The 14,527-nt window shown below is 69.0% G+C and carries 16 protein-coding genes, 1 tRNA gene and 1 other RNA gene; 8 read left to right on the top strand and 10 right to left on the bottom strand.

Annotated features, from left to right (window positions below; all coding sequences use genetic code 11):
- Window positions 1-173 precede the first annotated feature (173 nt).
- The 3 genes from ACGFIO_RS32020 to ACGFIO_RS32010 all read left to right on the top strand — a co-directional run bounded on the left by ACGFIO_RS32020 (window position 174) and on the right by ACGFIO_RS32010 (window position 2,702).
- The gene (locus ACGFIO_RS32020) at window positions 174-614 is read left to right on the top strand and encodes a MarR family winged helix-turn-helix transcriptional regulator (protein WP_392831824.1); all 441 of its coding nucleotides are present in this window, start codon (window positions 174-176) and stop codon (window positions 612-614) included.
- Window positions 615-1,042: 428 nt separating this feature from the next.
- Window positions 1,043-1,636 carry a SigE family RNA polymerase sigma factor gene (locus ACGFIO_RS32015; protein WP_392831822.1) on the top strand — a complete coding sequence of 198 codons (594 nt, stop codon included), beginning with the start codon at window positions 1,043-1,045 and terminating at the stop codon, window positions 1,634-1,636.
- Window positions 1,572-2,702, top strand: a complete 1,131-nt coding sequence (locus ACGFIO_RS32010; protein ID WP_392831820.1) for a hypothetical protein — start codon at window positions 1,572-1,574, stop codon at window positions 2,700-2,702. The genes ACGFIO_RS32015 and ACGFIO_RS32010 overlap by 65 nt, the downstream gene beginning before the upstream one ends.
- 163 nt (window positions 2,703-2,865) lie before the next feature.
- Here the strand turns inward: ACGFIO_RS32010 and ACGFIO_RS32005 are convergent, their stop codons facing one another.
- Window positions 2,866-3,849, bottom strand: a complete 984-nt coding sequence (locus ACGFIO_RS32005) for an aldo/keto reductase (RefSeq protein ID WP_392831817.1) — start codon at window positions 3,847-3,849, stop codon at window positions 2,866-2,868.
- 32 nt (window positions 3,850-3,881) lie between these two features.
- On the bottom strand, window positions 3,882-4,769 hold the full coding sequence (locus ACGFIO_RS32000) for an aldo/keto reductase (protein WP_392831814.1): 888 nt from the start codon (window positions 4,767-4,769) through the stop codon (window positions 3,882-3,884).
- Window positions 4,770-4,917: 148 nt separating this feature from the next.
- Here ACGFIO_RS32000 and ACGFIO_RS31995 point away from each other — a divergent pair, with 148 nt between their 5' ends.
- A complete protein-coding gene (locus ACGFIO_RS31995) occupies window positions 4,918-5,796 on the top strand; it encodes a helix-turn-helix transcriptional regulator (protein ID WP_392831812.1) in 879 nt (292 codons plus the stop codon).
- Between the two features lie 167 nt (window positions 5,797-5,963).
- On the opposite strand, the gene ACGFIO_RS31990 is transcribed toward ACGFIO_RS31995, so the two are convergent.
- The 3 genes from ACGFIO_RS31990 to ACGFIO_RS31980 all read right to left on the bottom strand — a co-directional run bounded on the left by ACGFIO_RS31990 (window position 5,964) and on the right by ACGFIO_RS31980 (window position 7,782).
- Window positions 5,964-6,752 (bottom strand): flavodoxin, encoded by a 789-nt coding sequence (locus tag ACGFIO_RS31990; RefSeq protein WP_392831809.1) that lies wholly within the window; start codon window positions 6,750-6,752, stop codon window positions 5,964-5,966.
- Between the two features lie 328 nt (window positions 6,753-7,080).
- Window positions 7,081-7,153: transfer RNA gene (locus ACGFIO_RS31985), tRNA-Ala, on the bottom strand.
- A 71-nt stretch (window positions 7,154-7,224) separates the two neighbouring features.
- On the bottom strand, window positions 7,225-7,782 hold the full coding sequence (locus ACGFIO_RS31980) for a YqgE/AlgH family protein (RefSeq protein WP_392831807.1): 558 nt from the start codon (window positions 7,780-7,782) through the stop codon (window positions 7,225-7,227).
- A gap of 149 nt (window positions 7,783-7,931) precedes the next feature.
- Here ACGFIO_RS31980 and ACGFIO_RS31975 point away from each other — a divergent pair, with 149 nt between their 5' ends.
- Window positions 7,932-8,738 (top strand): S-methyl-5'-thioadenosine phosphorylase, encoded by an 807-nt coding sequence (locus ACGFIO_RS31975; RefSeq protein ID WP_392831806.1) that lies wholly within the window; start codon window positions 7,932-7,934, stop codon window positions 8,736-8,738.
- Between the two features lie 49 nt (window positions 8,739-8,787).
- On the opposite strand, the gene ACGFIO_RS31970 is transcribed toward ACGFIO_RS31975, so the two are convergent.
- Window positions 8,788-9,288, bottom strand: a complete 501-nt coding sequence (locus ACGFIO_RS31970) for an SRPBCC family protein (protein ID WP_392831803.1) — start codon at window positions 9,286-9,288, stop codon at window positions 8,788-8,790.
- A gap of 115 nt (window positions 9,289-9,403) precedes the next feature.
- Between ACGFIO_RS31970 and ACGFIO_RS31965 the strand changes: the two genes are divergently transcribed.
- Window positions 9,404-9,919, top strand: a complete 516-nt coding sequence (locus tag ACGFIO_RS31965; RefSeq protein ID WP_392831802.1) for a SigE family RNA polymerase sigma factor — start codon at window positions 9,404-9,406, stop codon at window positions 9,917-9,919.
- Window positions 9,906-10,541 (top strand): hypothetical protein, encoded by a 636-nt coding sequence (locus ACGFIO_RS31960; RefSeq protein WP_392831800.1) that lies wholly within the window; start codon window positions 9,906-9,908, stop codon window positions 10,539-10,541. The genes ACGFIO_RS31965 and ACGFIO_RS31960 overlap by 14 nt, the downstream gene beginning before the upstream one ends.
- An 8-nt stretch (window positions 10,542-10,549) precedes the next feature.
- On the opposite strand, the gene ACGFIO_RS31955 is transcribed toward ACGFIO_RS31960, so the two are convergent.
- A complete protein-coding gene (locus tag ACGFIO_RS31955) occupies window positions 10,550-11,518 on the bottom strand; it encodes a phosphotransferase family protein (protein ID WP_392831797.1) in 969 nt (322 codons plus the stop codon).
- Window positions 11,519-11,720: 202 nt separating this feature from the next.
- On the opposite strand from ACGFIO_RS31955, the gene ACGFIO_RS31950 reads away from it, so the two are divergent.
- Entirely contained in the window at window positions 11,721-12,857 is a 1,137-nt protein-coding gene (locus ACGFIO_RS31950) for an alpha/beta hydrolase-fold protein (protein ID WP_392831795.1), read from the top strand.
- Here the strand turns inward: ACGFIO_RS31950 and ACGFIO_RS31945 are convergent.
- From ACGFIO_RS31945 to ACGFIO_RS31935, 3 genes are all read right to left on the bottom strand, one after another.
- Window positions 12,806-13,138, bottom strand: coding sequence for a hypothetical protein (locus ACGFIO_RS31945; protein ID WP_392831793.1), 333 nt, complete (start codon window positions 13,136-13,138; stop codon window positions 12,806-12,808). The genes ACGFIO_RS31950 and ACGFIO_RS31945 overlap by 52 nt on opposite strands.
- A gap of 370 nt (window positions 13,139-13,508) precedes the next feature.
- Window positions 13,509-13,890, bottom strand: a transfer-messenger RNA (tmRNA) gene (gene ssrA, locus ACGFIO_RS31940).
- A gap of 62 nt (window positions 13,891-13,952) precedes the next feature.
- Window positions 13,953-14,522 carry a cellulose binding domain-containing protein gene (locus ACGFIO_RS31935; protein ID WP_392831790.1) on the bottom strand — a complete coding sequence of 190 codons (570 nt, stop codon included), beginning with the start codon at window positions 14,520-14,522 and terminating at the stop codon, window positions 13,953-13,955.
- Between the last annotated feature and the right edge of the window lie 5 nt (window positions 14,523-14,527).

Genomic DNA, 14,527 nt, shown 5'->3' with positions numbered 1-14,527 from the left:
ATGTTACACGACATACATGTCGTGTAACATATTCCTCGCTCGCGAAAGGGGACCCCGATGGCCCGGCTCCATGCCGCTGGCGGATACGCAACGTTTCCCACTCAGACGGCCTCCCAGTTCCCGCACGTGCACGTCGGCGGGCGGGGTCGCCGGTGAGTCCCACCGAGGAACTCATGCTTCTCATCCTGGCCGCGCAGCGGGAGGGCAACCGGTTGTACGGTCAGGCTCTACGGCCGCTGGGAGTGACGCCCTCGCAGGCCGAGGTGCTTTCGCTACTGCGCGAACGCCAGCCGTTGACCCTCACCGGCCTCGGCCGGCTGTTGGTGTGTGAGAGCAACTCCAACCCCAGCAGGCTGGTCGATCGACTCATCGGCCTCGGGCTGGTGGACCGCCGTGTGCCCGAGCACGACCGTCGCCAGACCGAGCTGTCGCTCACTGACCACGGCGAGCAGGTGGCCGGCGAGATCGTCCATCTCGAACAGTCCTTCCTGGCCACCGTCGACGAGGCGGCTCAAGGCCATGACGTCGACCAGATCACGGGCTTTCTGCGTACTTTCGTCGCGGATCTGCCCTCAGGGCGTGCCATCGCGCGTCGCGCCGCGTCGACGGTGTAGCCACATCCACCTGCGCTGGTGCCGGCGGCGGTCAGGTCGTAGTTCATCCGTACCTTCCTGGACCCACCGGACCGGACATTGATCTGCCCTCGACATTCTCGCCGGCGCAGGTCCGCTCAACCTCGCGTGGCCGCGAAGTACCCGGTGGGAGAGCCGCCGCGAACAGCTCGCGACAACCTCCGCGGATGGGCACGATCCGGTCAACGGGCCGTGCCACGACACACCATGTTCCGCATCGCCCTGTATCGCCTCGGCCCGGCGGTAGCCGGCATCGGCGCCCGGACGGACTCGGCCACGTCTTCCGGCGGGGCCGGCTCGAACAGTCCGCCGGCACCCCGCGGCGGCCACCACCGGGAAATATCCGGTGCCACGATGCAACCGTTTCGTGTGCGCGACCCCTCTTAGTCCGACGAAGGGAGCACGACGGAGTGGACACCGAGGACGCGGACAATTTTCGCGAGTTCGTCCGGAACCGATTCGAGCAGTTGCGAGCGCTCGCCTTTGTGACGTGTGGCGACTGGCAGACGGCCGAGGACGCCACCGCCGCGACCCTGGCGAAGCTGTACCGCCGCTGGCACCAGGTCACTACCCCCGATGCGTACGCCCGCACGATGGTGGTCCGCGCAGCCATCAACGAGAAGCGGAAACCGTGGCGCCGGGAACGATCCTCCGGCACCCAACTGCTGGACGCGGCGCTGCCCGACCACGCCGGCGTCGTCGACGAACGGCTACGTCTCAACGCCGCGTTGAGCCGGCTGCCGACCCGGCAACGCGCGGTGCTCGTCCTGAGGTTCCTCGAGGGCCTCAGCGTCGAGGAGACCGCCGAGGTTCTCAAGTGCCGGCCGGGCACGGTCAAGAGCCAGAGCTCGCGAGGCCTGGCCGCGGCGCGGGCCCTGCTGGCCGCTCAGGACATCGAACTGCAGGACGAAGACGAAGGGAACGAACGTGGGGTATCACATGCGGGACGTCTTGAAGTCGCTGGAGGCCACGCCGCCACCTCCGGCCCGCACCAACGCCGATGACATCATCGGCCGGGCCCGCCGCACTCAGGCCTGGCGGAATGTCGCGCTGGGATCGGGCGTGGCCGCCTGCCTCGCCGTGGCCGTCGCCGTTTCCCTGCCCAGCCCCGGTGGGTCCGAGCTGACCGGGTCGAGCGGCGTAGGGACGGCGGAGCCCACACCCGGGCAGTCGTTCACCCCTCCGCCGGCCGAGCCGACCGTGGCGGCGCTGCCGGTGAAGAAGGTCGACTTCAGCACCGGTCTCAGCCCGTACCGGGCCGGAGCCTTCCGCGTCGGCCCCGCGACCGAAGTCACCGACGGGTACGTGGAACTGCCGGTCTATCACGACGGCACGACGCTGGGTGGCGGGTCGAAGTTCCCGCTGGAGGTCGCGACGGTCACCGTCTACGACAAGGACGTGTACGACACGGCCATGTTCGGCGGCGCCGGCAATGCGACCCTGACCATCGGCGACCAGTACCCGGCGACCGTGGACGGCCGGCCGGCCATGGGCCGCGACTGGACCTACACGTCACCGGTCGACGCGTCGAAGAAGACCACCAAGGCCGCCCTGGCATGGCAGTACGCCGACGGCGCCTGGGCCACGCTCGTCCCCAACTACGGCGGACCCGACCTGCCCCGCGATCAGGCGGTCCGGATCGCTGCCGGTCTGGCCACGGCGGCCCGGCACGACCTGAAGGTTCCCTACAGCCCGAAGTTCCTCCCCGAGGGCTGGCAGGCCGTGGCGGTGCGACAGGTGGCGCCCGACACCAGGGAGACCATCTCGGAGGTCTTCCTGCACAAGGGCCCGGTGCCCGATCCCGCCACCCGCGTCGACGAGGTCCTTCCCGGCCACGTCCAGATCACGGTGATGAAGGGCCTGGAGCCGGGCAAGGCCGACTTCACCGACAAGGAGGGGCTCCACTGCACGGCCGGCCGGGGCAGTTGCACGATCATCCACGGCGACTACCGGATCGACCTGCACGCCAACGGCGCCGGCCTGTCGGACGGTGAACTCAGGCAGCTCGCAGAGGGCTTGCAGCTGCGCGACCTGACCAACCAGACCACCTGGGCCAAGGTCGACTTCTAACGTTCAACACCCGGTGATGTACGAGCACCCCGCGGTCCCGCCTTCCCGGCGAGCCCGCGGGGTGTTCTCGCCTTCAGGTCGGAATGCGGGCCACGTTGCCGTGCTCGCGGCGACAATCCTTCGGCCGGGCGGTTCGGGCCGACGAAAGAACAGCCGGTCCAGTTCACCGCTCGATCATCCGCATCTGTTCCTCGGTGTGATGGCCGCCCTCGGCCACGGGCAGCGCGTCGAGGGTGGCGACCTGTTCGGGCGTAAGGGTGACGGTGTCCGCGGCCGCGTTTTCCTCGACCCGGGTGACCCGTTTGGTACCGGGGATGGGCACGATGTCGTTGCCTTTGGCCAGTAGCCATGCCAGGGCGACTTGTCCGGACGTTGCGCCGACCTGGTCGGCGACGGCCTGGACCTGGTCGGCGAGGCGGACGTTGCGCCGGAAGTTCTCGCCGGTGAAGCGCGGGTGGTGTTTGCGGAAGTCGCTGTCGTCGAGCTTCTCGACGTCGGCGGGGGTGCGCAGGGCGCCGGTGAGGAATCCCCGGCCGAGCGGGGAGTATGCGACCAGGCCGATACCCAACTCGCGCAGCACCGGCCGGATCTGCTCCTGGTCGCGGGTCCACAGCGAGTATTCCGACTGCAGGGCGGTGATCGGGTGTACGGCGTGGGCGCGGCGAATCGTGTCGACCCAGGCTTCGGACAGACCGACGTAGCGGATCTTGCCTTGCCGGACGAGGCCGGCGAGGGCGCCCATGGTGTCCTCGATCGGGGTGTTCGGGTCGACCCGGTGCTGGTAGTACAGGTCGATGCGGTCGGTGCCGAGCCGTTTGAGGGAGCCGTCGACCGCACTGCGGATGCTGTCGGGGCTGCTGTCGGGCTTGCCGGCGCCTCGGCCGGCGTGCGAAATCAGCCCGAACTTGGTCGCCAGGACGACCCGGTCCCGGCGGCCTTGTAGCGCTTTGCCGACGAGTTCTTCGTTGATGTACGGGCCGTAGACCTCGGCGGTGTCGAGCAGGGTGACTCCGAGGTCGATGGCCCGGTGGATGGTGCGGATCGATTCGGCCTCGTCGCTGCCGGCACCGCTGTAGCCGTGCGACATGCCCATCGCGCCCAGGCCGATCCGGCCGACTTCGAGTTGGCCGAGTTTCGCGGTTCGCATGGTGTTTGCTCTCCCTCCGCAGAAAAGATGGGTCAGGCTTCGGGGATCTCGCGGCCGAAGTTCTCGAGGGTGATGGCTTCCGGCTCGGGCCCGCCGCGCTTGCCGGTGTCCAGGGCGTCGATCGCGGCGAGCTGTTCGCCGGTGAGCTCGAAGTCGAACACGTCGAAGTTCTCGGCGATCCGGGCCGGCTTGGTCGACTTCGGAATGGCCGAGCGGCCTTGCTGCACGTGCCAGCGCAGCATCACCTGGGCCGGGGACCTGCCGTGCGCCTTAGCGATCTCCCCGATGGTCGGGTCTTGCAGGGTGCTGGTGTGTTCGCCATCGCGGTAGAACGTGATCCCGCCGATCGGCGACCACGCCTGCGACAGGATGTCGTGCTGCGCGCCGAACGCCTGCACCTCACGCTGCTGGAAATAGGGGTGGATCTCGATTTGGTTGACCACCGGCACGACCGTCGCCGCGTCCAGCAGCCGGGAAAGGTGGTCGACCATGAAGTTGCTGACGCCGATCGCGCGGACCTTACCGTCGGCCAGCAGCTTCTCGAGCGCGCGGTAGGCGTTCAGGGTCTTGTCGAACTCCGACGGCAGGGCCTGGTGCAGGATGAGCAGGTCGATCTGGTCGACGCCCAGCTTGGCCGCACTCTTGTCGAAGCCGTGCAGGGTCTGGTCATACCCGTAATCGCTGATCCAGATCTTGGTCTCGATGAACACCTGAGAGCGCTCGACGCCGGATTTGGCGATGGCCTCGCCGACCTCTCGTTCGTTGCCGTAGGCGGCGGCGGTGTCGATATGCCGGTAGCCCGCCGACAGGGCCGCGGTGACGGCGTCGCGGGTCTCGTCCGGCGGGGTCTGGAAAACACCGAAACCGATCGCGGGGAGCGTGACGCCGTTGTCGAGTGTCAGCTGCGAAGGTGCGGACATGGGAAGCGTTTCCTTTCAGTTGCGGGGAAGCAGGCGGATGCCCGGCCCGAGACCAGCAAACCTCGGTGCTCGGGCTTTCGGGAGCTCCTTCTGAAAGGGGTACCGGCAGGGACCCCCTCCAGCCGGGCAAGGCACCTAACCTGGGCCTATGGACAACCGTGACGAGGTGCGAGCGTTCCTCACCTCACGCCGGGCGAAGGTCAGCCCCGAGCAGGCCGGTATCCCCGCGTACGGCAGCCGCCGCGTCGCCGGGCTGCGCCGCGGTGAGGTCGCCGCCCTTGCCGGGGTCAGCGTCGAGTACTACACCCGCTTGGAACGCGGCAACCTGTCCGGCGCGTCCGACAGCGTCCTGGAAGCCATCGCCCGCGCGCTGCGGCTCGACGACACCGAGACCGCCCACCTGCACCACCTCGCCCGCGCCGCCGGGCCCACCCCGGCGCGTGCCCGCGCCCGCCGGGACAAGGCACCCGAGATCCGGCCCGCGATCCGCCGTGTGCTGGACTCGATGACCACGGTGCCCGCGTTCCTGCGCAACCACCGCTTCGACATCCTCGCCGCGAACCCGCTCGGCATGGCCCTGTACGCGCCCATGTTCGCCGGCGCGACCAACCTGCCGGTGAACTCGATGCGGTTCACCTTCCTCAACCCGCACGCGCAGGCGTTCTACCCCGAATGGGCGCGAGTGGCCCGCTCAGCGGTCGCCGCGCTGCGCATCGCCGCGGCTCGTAACCCCGATGATCAGCAGCTGATGAACCTCATCGGCGAACTGTCGATGCGCAGCGAGCCGTTCCGGGGCTGGTGGGCCGCCCAGGACGTCTACGTACACCGCCACGGCACCAAACGCTTCCGCCACCCCGCCATCGGCGAACTCGACCTGGACTTCGAAGGGCTCGAACTGACCGGCGACGACACCCTGACCGTAGTGACCTACTCCGCCCAGCCTGGCACCCCCTCCGGCGACGGCCTCGAGCTGCTCGCCAGCTGGGCCGCGACCCAGGAAGCCGTCACCGCGCCGGCGCGGGACTGACCGAACGGGCGACTCAGGAGGCGCGCCATTCGGATCGAGCCCAGACATCGCCGAATAGGACCTCGTCGGTCAGCTCAGCGAGCTTCGGCGCGATGTGACCCACGAGCCGCTGCGCGGTCGAGGGTTGCGGTGTAGTGCTCATGGTGTCCTCCGGTGATGCGAGGGCGTCAGCGGGTCAACAGGCCGATGCGGCGCAGCCACGCCTCAACGTCGGGCTGGGCGCCGGCAACCTCCTCGCCGCGCACGGCGAGGCCCTCGCCAAGCTTCGCCCCAGTGCAGGACGCGGCGTAGTCGCGCTCGGTGGTTCCCAAACCGCTCATCGCGTACGTGGTGAGCGGGTGGATCGTCTTGCCGGCCCAGTCAAGGCCCTCGGCTAGCGTCGTCATGATCATCGGTGCACGCACGTTCCAGATCGGACTGCCCAGCAAAATGGTGTCGTGGCGCTCGATCGAGGTCAGCGGATTCGCGATGTTCGGTCGCGCGTTCTCGTTCTGTTCCCGCACGTTGCGGGCGACCGTCGGCTCGTAATCGTCCGGATAGGGGTCGGCGGCCTCGATACGGTGCACGTCGCAGCCTATGAGCATGCTGATCATTCCGGCCACGACCTCGGTGTTACCCACTGTCAGACGGCGACGACCGCCATTGAAGTAGTTCTCGCCGGCCCGGGAGAAGTAGGCCAGCAGCACCTTGCGGCCGGCTGGCCCCGCGGAAACCGGGGCACTGCGCGGGGCGCTCTCCGATGCTGCGGTATCCGCCGCCGGCTCAGCGTCCGGCGAACCGGTGCACGCGCTGAGCACCGCGCCGGCCGAACCGAGCAGGATGCCCCGCAGGACCGCCCGGCGCCGGCGCATGGTCACAACCCCCACGCGGGAACCGGATCGCCCGGCCCTGTCCGATACGCGCCCCGGCGTCATCTCGAGGTCGGGAAACTCAATTCGGTTTTCCACGACGCCCACGCTAGGAACCGTCGAGGGCGAGAGGGAGTCACTGTCTTTACCCCTTTACCCAGGACTCCACAGCTCAGGCAGCCCGCGACGGGATGGACCGCGCAAGCACAAAGTCGAAGCCGAAGGAAAAGAACTGGACCGGCCGCGTCGGCGGAGATTCCGCCCTTAGAGCCGACCGCCGAATGATCGTGGCCCCAGGCGTAAGGGGTTGCCAAGCCGACAACCACGGCAGCCTCAGACTGCCAGGACTCGACCTCGGCCGAATCAGACGTTTCCGCAGCTCAAACGACGCATCGCGAGCAGCACGAAATGGACATTCTCCGTGAATGCCATGTCGTGGAGCTGAGGGGACTCGAACCCCTGACCCCCACACTGCCAGTGTGGTGCGCTACCAGCTGCGCCACAGCCCCTCACCGCGCCCGGGTCTCCCTGGGCACTCCGAAATAGTACACACCTCGCCGGGCGGCATGGCACAGGGGGCTCAGTTGAGGCTCGGGTCGGGTGGGAAGTGGGCCACGGCGGCGAGGATGTCGCCTTGGCGGCGGAGGACCATGGCCCAGAGGTCGTCGGGGCGGGTGACGAAGGGGTCGCCGGGCAGGGCGTCGAAGACGAACCAGGAGCCGGAGCTGATCTCGTCTTCCAGCTGGCCGGGCGACCAGCCGGAGTAGCCGGCGAAGACGCGGATGCCGGCGACGCTGTCGCGTAGCCGGTCGGGGTCGGCGGACAGGTCGACGGTGCCCAGCGCGCCCGCGACCTGGTGGAAGCCGGACACCCGTTTCTTCACTTCGGGGCGGGTGCGGGCCAGACAGATGGCCGACTCGGGCTGGACGGGGCCGCCCTCAAAGAGGACCGCGGGGTCGCCGGCCAGCTCGCCCCAGCCGCCGAGCACGTCGGAGACGGGGACCTCGGTGGCCCGGTTGAGGACCACGCCGAGGGCGCCGCCGGTTTCGTGGGCGACGAGCAACACGACCGTACGGTCGAAGTTGGGATCTTTGAGCGTCGGAGTCGCAACCAGTAACTGACCGGTCATCGACTCCATCGACCGACCTCCGATCCGCTGTCCCTCGCTATACACGATGCCTCCATGGCGCACCCGCCACGTCACGCGCGGCCGGAGGCGGAGTGTCTGAGAGCAACGCCATGCAACGCACGATAGCCGCTGCCGTCGGCCACCGATAAGGTCTGCGCATGAACCATCCACCCGCAGCGGCAGAGATCGGCGTGATCGGCGGATCCGGCCTTTACGCACTGCTCGACGACGCTCACGAGGTGGAGGTGTCCACGCCCTACGGTGCGCCGTCCGACCGGATCACGGTGGCCGAGGTGGGCGGCCGGAGTGTCGCGTTCCTGCCCCGGCACGGGCGTGATCACCGGTTTCCGCCGCATCAGATTCCTTACCGCGCCAATCTGTGGGCGCTGCGGTCGCTCGGCGTGCGCCAGGTGGTGGCTCCCTGCGCGGTCGGTGGGTTGCGGCCGGAGCTGGGCCCCGGCACGTTCGTGGTTCCTGATCAACTGATCGACCGTACGAGCGGACGTGCGCAGACCTACTTCGATTCCGGTGCTGTGCACGTGTCGTTCGCGGACCCGTACTGCCCGGACGGGCGGGCGGCGGTGCTGGCCGCCGCGGCGCCGGTGCACGCGGTCGACGGCGGGACGATGGTGGTGGTGGAGGGGCCGCGGTTCTCGACGCGGGCCGAGTCGCGCTGGTTTTCGTCGATCGGCGGCACGATCGTCAACATGACCGGGCATCCGGAGGCGGTGCTGGCCCGCGAGCTGGCCCTCTGTTACACGGCGATCGCCCTGGTCACCGACTTGGACGCGGGGGTCGAGGGCGATCACGGGGTGACTCAGGACGAGGTGTTCAAGGTGTTCGCCGACAACACCGCCCGGCTGCGTGACGTGCTGCTGGACGCGGTGACCGGGCTGCCGGCCGAGCGTTCGTGCCCGTGCGGACGAGCCCTGGAAGGCATCAAACTCCCGTTCGACCTCCCGTAACCGGACAAAACTCCCCTCGCGTTCCGGCTGACCGGCCACGTGTTTTGGATCACTCCTTTGGGTTAGCGGCCTCGGTCGCGGCGACCATCCGGTCCAACCCGGCCCGCATGTACCGCCGCCACAGCGGCGTGAACGGACCAGCGATGACCAGCCGCCGCCCGGGCAGCGGCTTGAACTCGTAGGTCCATCGGATCAGCGTGCCGCCGCCGTCGGGGAGGAAAGAGAACTCACCGCGTACCCCCGCCGCGAGGTTTTTCAGCGCGTTGGTGAAACCCGTGAGCTCGTACGCGAACCCGTGCCCCGCCACATACTCGGTGAGCTGCTCGTTCACGGTGCTCCCGTCGTCGAAGCGCGGGTGCCGCGACACACCGGGGTGGTCCCAGGTGCCGTTCTTCCCGGACACACTCGTGATGCCCGGGAAGAACCGGTCGGCCTTGAACACGGTCGTCAGATCGATCGGCGCCACGACCCGGAAGGCGTGATCGGGCGCGGCCGAGGTGCGGGCGAAGACGGTGATCGGGACTGTGACGTCGTTCCGGTTGATCAGCATGGGTCGAGCTTCGAGCAGCCGCCGCAGGTCAGACAGTTCCCTGCGAGTACGTACCCTGGCGCGGCGGGCGCGAGGCAACGGCAACCTTTGCCGGGGTCGTCACGTCTGGAGGGGCATGATGACCGGAACTGACGAGTCCTTCGCCGCGTTCGTGGCGGCTCGGTCGGGGCGGCTGGTCGCGCACGCCGAGTTGTTGTGCGGGCATCCGGAGCAGGCCCGGGACATCGTGCAGACGGTGCTCACCCGGGCCTATCCGCGGTGGCACCGGATCGAGCACGATGATCCGTACGGCTATCTGCTCCGGGCCGTCACCAACGCCGTCACCGACTGGTGGCGACGGGCCCACCGCCGGCACGAGGAGCCCTCGTCGCCGACGCTGCCCGAACGCGGCGCGCCCGACCCGATCGGCGCGTTCGAGAACCGGCAGGTCTTGCGTGACCTGCTCAGCCGGCTGACCACCCGGGAGCGGACCGTCGTGGTTCTCCGCTACCTGGACGACCGCCCCGAACGCGAGGTCGCCGACCTGCTCGGGATCAGCGTGGGCGCGGTCAAGTCGACCTGCCACAAGGCGCTGCGCAAGCTGCGTGTCGCGGCCGAACCGGAGAAGGAGGGTGCACATGCCGACCGTTGACGATCTCCGTACCGCCCTGAACGACCTGGCCACGGACACCCCGGGCCTGTCGTCGGAGCTGATGCTCCGGCAGGGCAAGCGCCTGCGTACCCGGCGCCGCCTGTTCGCCACCGGCGGGGTGCTCGCGCTGGCCGGCGTCGCGGCCGTGCTGTTCCAGTTCGGCGGCGGCCCGCGGGCCGTACCGGCCGGACCGCGCCCGTCCACGGCCGTGACCACCGACGTCGTGGCCATCGACCAGCTCTTCGAGATCACCGCCGAGCGGGAGGCGGAGCCGGGCGTGTTCACCCGCGGCTTCACCTATCTCGGGTTCCCGGCCGAGACCCGTTTCCAGGCCCGGTGCGAGCTGAGCCGGCACACGCCGGACAGCAAGAGGCTGCCGGGCACCTACCCGACGTCGGGGAAGCCGACGAGCTGGGTGCTGCGCGGCGGTGTCAGGGTGACGGCGTCCGAGGAGCCGTCCGGCGAAGGCACGGCGCGCTTCTTCAAATGGACGTACCGGACCAGCCAGTACTTCATGACCTGCGACCCGTACGACCGCAAGAGCGACACCCCCACCGCCCTGCCGCACGGGCCGAGCGACAACGAGTTGTTCGCCCTGCTGGAGTGGATCAACGAGCACTGAGCCGTCGGTCAGCGCGCCCGCATCGCTTCGGCGAGGCGGGCGCGGGCCCAGTCGACGTGGTCGCCGGTGAAGCCTCGGTACGCGCACTCGATGACCAGGACCAGGCCGAGGTGCACGTTGTAGAGCCGCCGCCGGCGCTGCTCGCCCGCGGTCAGCGTCGCCTTGTCGTAGCCGCGCAGGTAGGCCGCCGGATCGCCGAAGGCGGGCTGGGACGTGCCGATGAACACGGCCTCGATCAGCGGGTCGCCGTAGTAGGCCCGTTCGTGGTCGATGATGCTCGCGATCCGGCCGTCGCGGATCATCACGTTGTTGGGGAAGAGGTCCCACTCGACGAAGCGCGGCTCGGTCACCTCGTCGAGACAGTCCGCCTCGGCCGTTGTCACGGCGCGGATCTCGGCGTACGAAAATCCGAGATCGACCTCGCGCCGCTGCCCGTCACCCAGCAGGTTCTCGATCATCTCGAGGAAGAACAACCGCCAGGTGGGTACGCCGGGGCCGTCGAGCCGGCCGAACCACGGACCGCGGATCTCGTTGAGTTGCCGGGTGACCGCCCCCAGCGCCTCGTCGTAGCCGGTCTGCGCCGGGGCCGGCAGGGTGTCGCGGATCATGCCGTAGTTGTCGGCGTCGACGAACTCCATCATGAACCAGTCGGCGTCGCACAGCTCGCGGCTCCGGTCGGCGAAGTACACCTCGGGCACCGGCACCGAGGTCTGCGCCCGGATCAGGTCGAGGGCGGCCAGTTCGGTGGCCATCGCGCCGCGCTCATAGGTCATGACCTCGACGCCGGGCGGCGGCGCGACCTTGAGAACCGCCTCGCGCCCGTCCCGCAGCCGCATCCGGTATGCCACGTTGAACCAGCCGTGTCCCAGCTCCGACACCCAGTCGTCGCCGTCGGGCACCTGGGCCGCCCCGAACGCCTTGGCCGCCATGGCCCGCAGCGTCCCGGCCGGCTGCCGGTTCTTCGTGATGCTCTCCATGGAAGCGAGATCGTAACGGGCGGGCCGCGCCCATCCCACCGAACCGCGGCCCGCCCGAGTCTCAGACGTACGTGATCGTAGCCGGGCCCGAACGTTGCTTAGAGGGCCATTAAGTTTCGACGGTAACGATGGGTTGACCGAGAGTGGTCCCTTGTGGAACCCTCCGTTGCGGCTTGATCACCTTTCGTTTGCGAGGGAACTCTTGTCCGATGCGCTACGCAGCCCGCTGCTCGCCCGCCTGCTCGAGGACCCGGGCCGGTTTCCGGCCGAAAGTCCGCTCGTCGAGCCCTGGGACGACGAGAACGTCCTGGTGACGTTCCTGTGGCGGGGCGAGGCGGCGAGCACCCGGGCGTGGTGGAACATCGACGTCGACCTCGAGCGCGTCCCCGGCACCAACCTGTGGCACGGCTCCCAGGTTCTCGCCCGCGACCTGCGGACGATCTACTGCCTCACGCACGACGGCCACCTCCAGGCGCCGTCCGTACTCAGCTATCGGGGTCCTTCGCACCTCGACCCCGGCAATCCGCGGGTGCTGCAGTTCGCCGCCGATCCGTACGATCCCACCGACGTGGACAGCTACCTGTCGGTCCTGGAGCTGCCGGACGCCCCGCGGTCGCCGTGGACGACGCCCCGGAACGACGTGACCGCCGGGACGATCGCGACCGAGGTGCTGCCCAGCACCGGGCTCCCGGTGACCGTCTACCGCCCGCACGGCGTCACGTCGGCCGGCCTGCCCACCCTGGTCGCGTTCGACGGCTGGCTGGCGCAGACGGTGATGGACATGCCGACCGTCCTGGACAATCTGATCGCGGCCGGCCGGATCCCGCCGATGACCGCGCTGTTCGTGCACGCCCGGGACGCCAGCCGCGACGAGGACCTGATGCCCGGCCCGGCGATCGAGCACCTGGTCGCCGACGAGCTGCTGCCCTGGGCACGCACCCACGGCATCGGCGCGCCCAGCGGCAACGTGGTCGCGGGCATGTCGCGGGGCGGGCTCGTCGCCGCGTACATCGGGCTCTGCCGCCCTGATCTCTTCAGCGGTGTGATCGCGCATTCGGGCAGCTTCTGGTGGCCGGCGCCCGGCGACGGCGAGCCGCGCCAGCTGATCCGCGACGTGCCGCACCTGCGCCGGGGCGACGTCCGGGTCTTCCTCGACGTCGGCCGGATGGAGACGATGCCGGGCCCCGGCGGCGCGCCGTCCCAGCTGAGCGTGTGCCGCGAGATGAGAGACGCACTGCAGATCCGGGGGTACGAGGTGAGCTACGTCGAGTTCCCCGGCGGCCACGACTACGTCAACTGGCGGCACAACTTCCCGGACGCCCTGATGGCGGTAGTCTGACATCCAGCATTGTCGATGGCCGGGGGCTGTGCGGCCTTGACCAGCTGCCCTCGGCTGCTGCCTGGCCGGTAGGTGACCGTGTCTCCGGATGTGGTGACCTTGCCGTCCACGTTGAAGGCGGTCGAATCCTTGACCGGCTCGTCGGTGTTCGTGAAGCTCGACCGCCGGGTTCCGGTGACCTCGACGGCACCCCAGACAGTGGTGCCCACCAGCAGCCGCCCGCCGCTCAAGGCCAGTGCGTACTCGGGGTCCATGGTGACCGTCCAGCGAACGTCGCGCACATCGCCGTACAGGGTCCCGTGACGACCGCCCAGCGAACGTCGCGCACATCGCCGTACAGGGTCCCGTGACGACCGCCCAGCGAACGTCGCGCACATCGCCTGCAGGTAACCGCAGAACGGACAGCCGGGCGGCGACCTGCCCACGGCGCTGAACTCGCTACCGCAACTGAGCGGTCGCGCCCACCAGACCACCATCAGCGCGACGACCCCGCCCTGAATAAGGCTCTGGCCACCGTCCTGGTCGAGGTTGCCCCGGCCGCCACCAAGCGCAACCAATAGATAACGCGGGGCGTCCGGGGGCTCGGCCCCCGGAGCAAAATCGAGAGAGGCCCCAGCCCGCGCAATCCGCGGGCAGGGGCCTCCGCCGAACTCGTGGAGGTGCCGGGAATCGAACCCGGGTCCTTCGTTGTTTTGTCAGGGCTTCTCCGAGCGCAGCTCACTATGCCTCTACTCGGCCCCACCAATCACGTGAGCGAGTTGGTGTGACGGGCCCAGTCGCTGATTGATCTCGCCGCGCGGACCCCGCGACCGGGTCCGGTTGGCCAACCTCCTAGCTGATGGCGGTTACTGGGCCGGAGGTGTGCCCAGACCACCAGAGTCCGCTACTCGCCTCAGGCGGCGAGAGCGTAGGACTCAGCGCTATCGTTTTGATTGGCGCTTATTGGTTTCCGACGATCGATTCACGAGACGACGTCGGCTTCCTCGGCTCGCTTCCCCTGTCTCCACGGACGAAGTCGAAACCAGTCACCCCCTAGTTGATACCTCAGCTTCCAGCTTAACCCCTCGCCCAAGCTGAATCATCCCGGTATCGGAGTCAGCACGAGTGGCCGTTGATGCTGCAGCTCACGGGGCGGATGGAGGCGTTGCGGCCGGCCTCGCCGGTGAAGCCGAACATGGCTGACTTGTCCGGTGCGAGGGAGCCACGGAAGGTCACGGTGCCGCCGGAGGAAGACATCGACACACCGTAGGCGCGGGTGATGCGTACGCCGGACTGGAAGGTCAGGGTCATGGTCCAGCTGCCGGAGGCCTTGCCGGTGTTCGAGACGGCGCCGTAGCCCTGGAGTTCGTCGCCGCGACCGCGACGCACGCTGTAGCGCGCGTTGATCGAGGACGCGGCCGGCGGCGTGCCGGGTTTGGCCGTGGGCTTCTTGGTGGGCTTTTTGGAAGGCGACGACGAGTGGGACGGCGTCGGGGAGGTCGACTTGGAGGCGACCGGCGTCTTGGGCAGCGTTGACCGTGGTGCGGCGGCGGCGATCGGCGGCGGCGTGCCGGTGGAGGCCGGCGGCTCCGGGGTCAGGGCCGGCGTGACCATCAGGGGACGGCTGGCCGGGGGTTCGCGGGTGAGGCGCACCACCAGACCGGACACTCCGATACTGGCGAGCACAAGGG

This window comes from Actinoplanes sp. NPDC049265 (assembly GCF_043197135.1).
GTDB lineage: Bacteria > Actinomycetota > Actinomycetes > Mycobacteriales > Micromonosporaceae > Actinoplanes.
The sequence above is the reverse complement of the archived record's forward strand: the minus strand, read 5'-3'. Positions and strand labels throughout refer to the sequence as shown.